Genomic DNA, 8,661 nt, shown 5'->3' with positions numbered 1-8,661 from the left:
CCTAGGACGGGGTGTTCCTGCGGAGTGCGCGGGCGACCAGATGGAAGATCGGCTCGCGGATCCGCAACCACACCTCGATCACCACGATGATGACCCCGAGCAGAACGATCGGATACTCCTCGAAGAACACGAGAGTCCTCCCCCCAGCAGGCCGGCGCCCACACGTGCTCCCTCATGCAGGTCACCTCGGCCTCGCACCCAGAGAGTCGTCGCGCACGCACTTGCTGTCAAGGGCGACGCTCCGGTCGTGCCGCCCCGCACTCGTCAGTGGCCCCGCGTATCGAGCGGTGCGCGAGAAGAGGTGGCCGGGGGATGCCCCCCGGCCACCTCTTGTCCCGTGGCGCTGTCAGCAGTACGGCGGCGCGGAGCCGACGTTCGACACGTACCGGGCGGCGACCCACTGACCGCCGCCGTCGCCGGTGAGCTGGTACCAGCGGGGGTTGCCGTCGATCGACTGGCTGTCGACCTTGCAGACCAGTGCCAGGAACGTGCCCTGTGGCGCGGACGACACCGTCGCGTTCGCCGTGTGCGGACCGCTGCGCACGTTCAGGAACGACAGCGCCCGTCCCTCGTACTCCTGCCCGTCGCCGCAGAACCGTGGCGCGGACCCGATGTTGGCGACGTAACGCGCGGTCACCCACTTCCCGGTGGACAGCTTGTACCAGAGCGAGTTGCCGCCCACGGACGGCCCGAACACCTTGCACTGGATGCTGATGGTCGCCCCGTAGCGGAGCGTGCCGACGTCGGCGGCTGCCGACGTCGGGGCACTCCGGATGTTGAGCGCCGTCGCGGTGACCCTGCCCTGGTAGCTCGTCGCGGCGTGAGCCGGTGGCGTCGGCGCGAACGCCAGCAGGGTCGCCGAGAGCAGGACCGCCGCCGCGACGATCGGGCCGACGCGGCGGGTCCTCACAAGGAGGTGACCTCGCGCTCGTAGGGCTGCTGCGCGCTCACTGATGCCGAGACCGAACCGCCCACCACGGCCAGTGCCGCGGCCGCCGACGGTGATACCGATGCGATTACTCATGATGTGCCTCTCCCCGAATTGTTGCCGCACTTCGGCACTGTGTAGATGCTTGGGGCGCTGCGAAGGTTGCCCGACGGGGCCTCCCACCACCAGCCACAGTCAGCAGGTTCGACCTCGGACCGTGCGTTCGGCTGCACCGACAACAGCCTGATCCGAATTCCAAGAAGGTCGCCAAATGCCAGCCGTCCCGCCTCGGGCTGGACGGGGTGGAGCAGGTGTGCGGAGGGAGCGACTACTGCCCCCGTCCTGCGATCAGCCGGTATCGGAGGTGGGGCCGTCGTATGCGGTGCGTAGTTCGAGGTGTTCTACAGGGAGTTGGCGCCGGGTCAGCTCTGGGAGGGACCTCGCCGTCGCCGACGCCACGCTGCGGGCGCCAGCCGATCATCATGAGGGTCCCGGGCGAGCCGGGCTATTGACGCATCTTCGCAATGCGTCGAAGGTTGAGCACTATGGCTCCCGGCCGGGCGACCTATGGACGGCTGCAACCGTCTGCGGGCGCGGTAGGGGCTCACGGGGGCGTCGTCGCTCGCTATCGTGCTCGAACAGGGCTGACACCTTGACGGCAGGGAGATTCCGGTGAATGAAGCACCATTGTTCAAGGAGGCGTTCCCGTACCAGAAGGACGTGCTCGCCCTGCCCGTCACCGATCTCGATGTCGCGGCCCAGTGGTACTCGAAGGCGTTCGGCCTGAGCGAGGTCGAGCGGCGGCATGCTCCGTATCCCACGGTGATCCTCGCACGCGACGGCGTACAGATCGGGTTTGCGATCAACGGTGGCGATGCCTCGCAGGATGGCGCCGCAATTCTGGTCTCGGACATTCATCGCGCCAGGAAGGAACTCGAAGCCAACGGCATCAAGATCGGCAACTGGCGCGTAGACGAGCGCGACGGGCAGAAGCTTCAGGTCTTCTTCGTCGTCGCTCCCGACGGTCTTTGCTACTACTTTCATCAGCCCGTCTGAAGACATACGGCGGCGGCTGGTTTGCCGGAACACGCGCGGACATTGTCAGCTACTGATGCGCGCTCCTGACCGCGCATGGCATCGTCGCCGTAAGTGTGGACTACCGACTGAGTGCCGACGCGAGGTTCCCCGCCCAGATCCGCGACGTGAAAGCAGCGATCCGATGGCTACGAGCCAATGCCGACAGCTACAAAGTCGATCAGGACCGGATCGGGATCTGGGGCCACTCCGCAGGCGGCCACCTCGCTGCACTAGTCGCCCTGACGCCTGACCTATCTGAACTCGACGGAGCCGTCGGGTCATCGGAAACCCCCAGCCGTGCCCAAGCCGTCGTCATCGGCAGCGCACCGGCCGACCCAGCCACGGTCGGTGAGGTACTCGGAGAAGCCGGTGACCGGCTCCTGCACTGGACCTGCACTACGACAACATCCTGGCTACCCACCACCGCGATCCGCGAGAGCCGTGGCTTGCCATCGATCCGTGCCCCCTGGCTGGCATCCTGGGTTCGAGCTGCTCCCCGCGCTCGGCAACCGATGGGACGACCTGATCGCCACAGGCGACCTGCACCGCGCTCTCCGGTGCCGATTCGACCTGATGACCGAGGTCCTGGCCATGGAACGACAGCGCGCCAGAGCATGGACCGCAGGTCGCGTCCTGCAAAACGTTCTCTGGGACATCGAGTCCGGCCAGACCAGGGTCTGGCCCCGCCACACCGATATCGCACAAGCCCTCCTCACCAATCGTTGACCGGAACCCTCATAGGTCCCGTGTACTCCTCCGCCGGGATCCCTTGATGAGCGTCGTGGCGGAAGAGGCAGACTTGGTCCATGAACAAGGGTCGGTTGTATGCACTGCTGGGCGGAATCTTTGGTCTCGTAGGGAGCATCCTGCTCGTCGTCACCGTCTGGGTCGTGGTCTCCACGGTGAGCTTCCTGAGCTCTGCCGAGCGCCTCGACGGCAAGGTCGTCGAGCTGACGGAACAGACTTCGAGCAGCAGTGGCAGCAACGGGTCCGGCACCGCCTGGTACCCGACGGTGGAGTTCACCGTCGACGGCGAGACCTATTCGTTCCAGAGCTCCCAAGGATCGAACCCACCCGCATACGAGGTGGGCGACACCGTCGAGGTTGCCTACGACCCGGACGATCCGAACGACGCCCGACTCGCCTCGGTCGGCGCGGCGTACTTCGTCCCGCTGATCACCGGCGGTCTCGGGATCGTGTTCACGCCGATCGGGGTGACGCTGTTCGTGAAGGGCCGGCGGATCCTGGCACAGCGGGCGTGGTTACGGCGGAACGGCAGGGAGATCTGGGCGGAGATCGCGCACATCGGGCTGGAGTTCAACATACGCGTGAATGGTCGCCATCCCTACGTCGTCCACGCGACCTGGCACGACGACCAGAGTGGCCGCACCTACACCGCGACCAGTGACTACGTCCGGCGCGATCCGGGACCGGGCCTGCGCGGGCAGACGCACGTACGCGTGCTGTATGACCCGGCCGACCCGGACCGGAACCTGCTCGAGCTGGGAACGCGGCCGACCTAGAGCCTAGGCGTTGGTGAGGCGGTCCATCAGCTCGGCGTCCAGGCTGATCTCGAGCGCGTCCAACGCCTCATCGAGCTGACCCACCGACGACGCACCAAAGAGCGGGACGACGACCGGATCGTGGTGCAGCATCCATGCCAACACGACCTGGTTGGGGGTGGCGCCCAGCTCGTGAGCGACCTGACGCAAGACTTCGAAACGTACGTACGCAGTCGGATGCGCATACCCGAACTCGGCCGGAAACGGGCGGTCGGTACGGGCGTACGAGCCGATCAGCAGGGGCGCGTACGCCACCAGCGTCATGTCCCGATGCTCCCTGAGGTAGTCGAGATGCTCTATCCCGACGTGCCGAAAATGCGGGGTACCGAGACGTTCGATGTGGCCCCGCACTGGGTTGTGCCACAAGTAGGTGTACCGCTGCTGAAGCACCGAATATGCGGCGACGCCCTGGTCGGCGGCAAGGCGCCGTGCGCGTTCCAACCGCCAGCTGGTGGTGTTGCTGCACCCGACCAGATCCACGACGCCGTCGGCGGCGAGCCGCCCGAACGCACCCACGGTCTCGTCCAATGGAGTGGCTCGGTTGTCGATATGCGCGTAGTACAAGTCAATGCGCTCGATGCCCAGCCGAGTGAGGCTGCCCTTGACGGCGGAGTCGATGGTTGAGGCGGCAAGGCCTTCCCAGTTCGCATCGTCAGGGTTGCCGGGCGTGGTCGTCCTGGCGCCGCACTTGGTGGCGATGACAAGCTGGTCACGGTTGCCTCGCGAACGCATCCAGCGGCCGAGGAATTCCTCGCTCTCGCCACCGTGGCCGGTCGACTGGTTGTAGTTGTTGGACGTGTCGATGAAGGTTCCGCCGGCTTCGACGAAACGGTCGAGGATCGCCGTCGATGTGTCGGGTTCGGTCTCGCTGCCGAACCTCATGGCGCCCAGGCACAGAGCGCTGACGGTCCGGCGACTGCCCATGGTGCGATACAGCATGCAGTGCTCCCTTGGGATGGTGAGGTGTCGACGCCTGGTTTCTCAGGAGGGCTCGGCGTCAAGCCCGGAACGTGCGTGAACGACTACGCCGATACTGCGGGTGGCTGCGCTCGCCGGTATCCCGCGATCTTGCTGTTGATCACGTCCAGATCGCGGTGGAGGTCGGCGATGTGGCTCAGGACCCGATCGCGGTGCGCCTCGAGCAGCTCTGCACGCTCGAGCCCGGTATGGGCGCCGGCCCTGAGAAGCTCGGCATAACGCACCATCTCGCTGACCGGCATACCAGTCGCGCGCAGGCGCATCAGCAGCGTCAGCCGCCGCAGGTCGATCTGCGTGTACTGGCGATTGCCGGACCGGTCACGGGCGACGCCTTCCAGCAGGCCCACCCGCTCGTACCAGCGCAAGGTGTGGGCGGACAGCCCGGTCAGTGTGGCAACCTGCCCGACGGTGAGCGGCTCGTCGACGTCGGGGGTGATCTCGGCTACGCCGCAGGTCTGGACGTCCGGTTCCTCGTTCACGCGACCAGAATGGCCCTTAGAGCGCACTCGAAGTCAAGCCGTCGGTCATGTGGGTCTTGGGCGTTCGACCGTCGGCAGCGCTTCATGCGGGGCTGGATGCTCCCGTCCCAGGCGGACGAGCGGGGACAGGGCCATCGTGCGGCGAGCCGGCGTGAGTCACGGTCACACCGTGTGTTGTGACCACCGCCAGAATCCGCCGATCCCTCACCGGACATCCCTGCTGCTGGCGAGATCGGCCAGGGTCTCCACCGAGTCCAGGGCGATGGAATCGTGCAGCATGCGAACGACCTACGTTCAGCATCTGCCACCTGGTCTCCTGAGCCAGCACTGCTCTTGTCGGGTACGCAGGCTTTACTTGGGGCGTGCCTGGTCGCGCGTGCGCGCCCGTGGGCATGGGCGGATGCGAGCAGAAGGAGTGCGAACCATGATCCTCCCGAAGGTCCGGGACCCTCGCTTCGTGACGATCCGCCGCGGTGGGACCCTCACGGACTCGGATCACCATCTCCTTGCTCTCTGGGCGGCATCTTGTGCGGAGCACGTCCTTCACCTCTTCGAGTCGGCTCAGCCAAAGGACCCCCGACCGCGTCAGGCGATCGAGCATGCCCGCGCTTGGGTGCGGGGCGAGGTCAGGATGATGCAGGCTCGCGCGGCGGGCGGCCATGCGATGGGCGCGGCCAGAGACCTGCGTGGGGCAGCACGGCATGCCGCGTACGCTGCTGGCCAGGCCGGGGCCGTCGCCCACGTCGCGGCGCACGAACTCGGTGCGGCCGCGTACGCGATCAAGGCCGTACGTGCTGCCGCGCCCGAGGACGAGGCTGCGGCCGCAGGCCGACTCGAGTGCCAGTGGCAGCGTGACCAGCTCCCGGAGGCGATTCGCGAACTCGTACTTGACGACCAGCGGTTGCGAAACGACATCTGCTGGTCGGTGTTTGACTGCTGAGCGCGTCGTTGGCGCCAGCACCGGCCGGCGACGACGGACCCAGCAGCGCTACAGGCAAGCTCACCAACCGGCCGGCGCACAGTGGCCTGTGCCAGTCGAGCCGCACCCGCAGATCGCTCGTCCAGGGCAGGGCGGACTCGTGCACGTTCATTGCGTCAGCTCCTCGGCCGGCTTCGCGTCGGGCACAAGAGCCTCAGCCGTGCTCACCGCTCTGTCAGTACGAAAGGCCCCAGCCAAGCGGATACAGCGTCTTGCCCGGCTCGGTGACGCTCGGAATCGCCACCGGGAGCTTCGCGGTTGGGTTAACTTCACCGAACAGCACCTGGGCACAGGCGCGCATGGCCACAGTGTTGCCGATATAGCTGACAAGGAACGTCTGGACATCGGTGAAGTGCGCGATGTCGTACGGATCCCGGACGGCGACGACCACGATCGGCTTGGCAGTGGCCAGGAGCCGCTCGACCAGGAGCTGCTGGCGCTGCTGCGGGTCCGTGTTGTTCGTGTCCCATGCCCGCTGGGTGAGCACCACGGTCACGTCGGCGATCCGAGCCTGACCAACGGCAGTTTCGATGTCGGCGTCAGTGGGCTGGGTTCCGGTGTTGAGCGGTGTCGTCGACACGTTCCGGTTCTCGAACTCGTCCGCCAACGCCTGCGTGCCTGTTCCGCTGCCACAGACGAAGGCGGTCGATCCTTGCCGTAGCGAGAGTGGCAGCACCGAGACCTCGTTCTTGATCAGCGTCGTGGTCTTGTTGGTGATGTGGTCGGCTCGGGCGAGGTGTGCGGGCGTTCCTACGATCGAGGCCACCCGGTCCACGTCGACGTACGGGTTGCGCACGAGACCCGAGGTGTACTTCCAGGTAAGGATCCGCCGGACCGACTCGTTCAGCCGAATCTCGCTGATCTCGCCGTTGTCGACTGCCTCGAGCACCGCGTCATAGGCGACGTCGAACTTCGGTGGTAGCAGCAGCAGGTCGACCCCTGCCTTGAGCGCAAGCACAGGCACCCGGTCGTCGCCGTACTTGTCGCGCACCCCCTGCATGTCCAGTGCGTCGGTGGTGACCAGGCCGTCGAAGCCAAGCTCCTGACGCAATATGCCGGTCATGATCGGGTACGACAAGGTGGCCGGGTCGCCCGACGGATCGAGCGCGGGAAACACCAGATGACCAGTCATGATCGCCCCGACCCCAGCTCTGATCGCAGCCTTGAACGGCGGCGCGTCGATCGCTTCCCACTGCTCCCGGGAGTGGGTGATGATCGGGATACCGGTGTGGCTGTCGACCGCGGTGTCACCGTGCCCGGGAAAGTGCTTGGCCGTGGCGAGAATCTTCGCGTCCCGCTGGAATCCTTTGACCTGGGCAGCGGTCATCCTGCTGACCAGGTTCGGGTCCGCACCGAACGACCGAACACCGATCACCGGGTTGGCGGGGTTGATGTTGACGTCAGCGACGGGTGCGTTGTCCTGGTTGATCCCGATGGCACGCAACTCCTGGCCGAGGATGGCTGCGGTGTCGCGTACGGCCTTGACATCGCGGCTGGCACCAAGCGCCATGTTGCCGGCGAACTGGGTCGCCGGTGGACCAATCCGGACGATCGTTCCGCCTTCCTGGTCAGTCGAGATCAACAGTGGAAGCTCAGCGCCGGAGGCGACCGCTACCCGCTGCAGACCGTTGGACAGCCTGGCGACCTGCGGCGGGTCGACGACGTTGTCGGTGACGGTGAAATAACAGATACCGCCGAGGTGGTACTTCTCAACGACGTCGGCAGGTGTCGGGACGCCGAAATCCGCGGTGTTACGTGAGTCCACCGTGTCAGGGGCGCTGCCGTAGACACGGGTGACGAAGAGCTGGCCGACCTTCTGCCGCACGGACATGCGACGGATCATCCGATCCACCCATGACTCGGTCGGTCCCCGACCGTCTCCCGGTGTGCCATCGGCGCCGGGAACGAGCACGCGCGGCGACGCGAAAGCATCGCCAGGGATGGTGCCCAGTCCGGCAAATGTGCCCGCCGCGCCAAGGAGGAATGCTCGACGACGCGCCGTGCCTGACGGTACCTGCCGATGGGACCGCCGTGACGGAACCGGCTGCATGAAGTGTCCTCCCAGGACGTCAACACGGGCGATGTTCTCGTTGGTCACATTCCTTGCGACCACTTCGGGCCCTTGCCTATCGCGACGACTCAAGCAATGGGACTATGCCCGGCCACCTGCGTCGAAACACTGACGTCCAGTCTCGGGTCCGCCGACTAGGAATTCACCGGCGAATAGGACCGTTTCGTGAACAACCCGGTCGTAGTCAAAGGGCGGAATGGACCACGACGCGGGCACTGACCGCTGAAGCTGAGGGCCTCGCGCCTCCACCCTGTCGTCGCAGATGACGGGCGGTTCGATACGGAGATGATCACACCGCCAGCTAGGCCTGGCGGGCGCGTTCGATCGACTTGAGGACCACTGTCACCCCTGCGGCGCACGCGCTGAACGCAGCGGACCAGGCGAGGACGCGCACCGCCGAGGCAGATTGGCCGTCGGCGGAGGGCGGCTCCGCTGCGGCAGAGGCCAGAGTGGCTCCTACTGCTCTTCGATGAAGTATTGGCACGGGTTGGTTGGGGCGGGGTCCATGTAGACCCACACGGTGCCGTGGGACATGGCGTTGTCCTTGGGGAAGTTCTGGGTTCTGGTTGAGACGATGCCGTAGGACG

General features: G+C 66.1%; 9 protein-coding genes and 1 pseudogene. 5 read left to right on the top strand and 5 right to left on the bottom strand.

Annotated elements, in window-relative coordinates:
* Position 1: 1 nt before the first annotated feature.
* Positions 2–130, bottom strand: coding sequence for a hypothetical protein (locus ABN034_RS29655; RefSeq protein ID WP_349330787.1), 129 nt, complete (start codon positions 128–130; stop codon positions 2–4).
* 216 nt (positions 131–346) lie between these two features.
* Entirely contained in the window at positions 347–1,024 is a 678-nt protein-coding gene (locus ABN034_RS29650) for an SH3 domain-containing protein (RefSeq protein ID WP_349694284.1), read from the bottom strand.
* 591 nt (positions 1,025–1,615) lie between these two features.
* Between ABN034_RS29650 and ABN034_RS29645 the strand changes: the two genes are divergently transcribed.
* The 4 genes and pseudogenes from ABN034_RS29645 to ABN034_RS29635 all read left to right on the top strand — a co-directional run bounded on the left by ABN034_RS29645 (position 1,616) and on the right by ABN034_RS29635 (position 3,528).
* Positions 1,616–1,984, top strand: a complete 369-nt coding sequence (locus ABN034_RS29645; RefSeq protein WP_349694283.1) for a VOC family protein — start codon at positions 1,616–1,618, stop codon at positions 1,982–1,984.
* A gap of 65 nt (positions 1,985–2,049) precedes the next feature.
* Positions 2,050–2,328 (top strand): annotated as a pseudogene (locus ABN034_RS34670) (alpha/beta hydrolase fold domain-containing protein); the annotation flags it as partial.
* A 136-nt stretch (positions 2,329–2,464) separates the two neighbouring features.
* Positions 2,465–2,731: a hypothetical protein gene (locus ABN034_RS29640; RefSeq protein WP_349694282.1), complete on the top strand. Its 267-nt coding sequence runs from the start codon at positions 2,465–2,467 to the stop codon at positions 2,729–2,731.
* Positions 2,732–2,811: 80 nt separating this feature from the next.
* Positions 2,812–3,528, top strand: a complete 717-nt coding sequence (locus tag ABN034_RS29635) for a DUF3592 domain-containing protein (protein ID WP_349694281.1) — start codon at positions 2,812–2,814, stop codon at positions 3,526–3,528.
* A 3-nt stretch (positions 3,529–3,531) separates the two neighbouring features.
* Here ABN034_RS29635 and ABN034_RS29630 read toward each other — a convergent pair whose 3' ends face one another.
* A complete protein-coding gene (locus tag ABN034_RS29630; RefSeq protein ID WP_349694280.1) occupies positions 3,532–4,506 on the bottom strand; it encodes an aldo/keto reductase in 975 nt (324 codons plus the stop codon).
* Between the two features lie 83 nt (positions 4,507–4,589).
* Positions 4,590–5,024 carry a MerR family transcriptional regulator gene (locus ABN034_RS29625; RefSeq protein WP_349694279.1) on the bottom strand — a complete coding sequence of 145 codons (435 nt, stop codon included), beginning with the start codon at positions 5,022–5,024 and terminating at the stop codon, positions 4,590–4,592.
* A gap of 424 nt (positions 5,025–5,448) precedes the next feature.
* Here ABN034_RS29625 and ABN034_RS29620 point away from each other — a divergent pair, with 424 nt between their 5' ends.
* Positions 5,449–5,964, top strand: a complete 516-nt coding sequence (locus tag ABN034_RS29620; protein ID WP_349694278.1) for a putative immunity protein — start codon at positions 5,449–5,451, stop codon at positions 5,962–5,964.
* 214 nt (positions 5,965–6,178) lie between these two features.
* On the opposite strand, the gene ABN034_RS29615 is transcribed toward ABN034_RS29620, so the two are convergent.
* Positions 6,179–7,834 carry a glycoside hydrolase family 3 protein gene (locus ABN034_RS29615; RefSeq protein ID WP_349694277.1) on the bottom strand — a complete coding sequence of 552 codons (1,656 nt, stop codon included), beginning with the start codon at positions 7,832–7,834 and terminating at the stop codon, positions 6,179–6,181.
* Between the last annotated feature and the right edge of the window lie 827 nt (positions 7,835–8,661).

Source organism: Actinopolymorpha sp. B11F2, from assembly GCF_040195635.1.
Lineage (GTDB): Bacteria > Actinomycetota > Actinomycetes > Propionibacteriales > Actinopolymorphaceae > Thermasporomyces.
Note: the sequence above shows the minus strand (reverse complement) of the source record. Positions and strands in the feature narration are given on the sequence as shown.

Coding starts and splice junctions, on each gene's coding strand:
- ABN034_RS29650 (WP_349694284.1), bottom strand. CDS start 1,024: ATGAGTAATCGCATCGGTATCACCGTCGGCGGCCGCGGCACTGGCCGT.
- ABN034_RS29635 (WP_349694281.1), top strand. CDS start 2,812: ATGAACAAGGGTCGGTTGTATGCACTGCTGGGCGGAATCTTTGGTCTC.
- ABN034_RS29630 (WP_349694280.1), bottom strand. CDS start 4,506: ATGCTGTATCGCACCATGGGCAGTCGCCGGACCGTCAGCGCTCTGTGC.
- ABN034_RS29620 (WP_349694278.1), top strand. CDS start 5,449: ATGATCCTCCCGAAGGTCCGGGACCCTCGCTTCGTGACGATCCGCCGC.
- ABN034_RS29615 (WP_349694277.1), bottom strand. CDS start 7,834: ATGTCCGTGCGGCAGAAGGTCGGCCAGCTCTTCGTCACCCGTGTCTAC.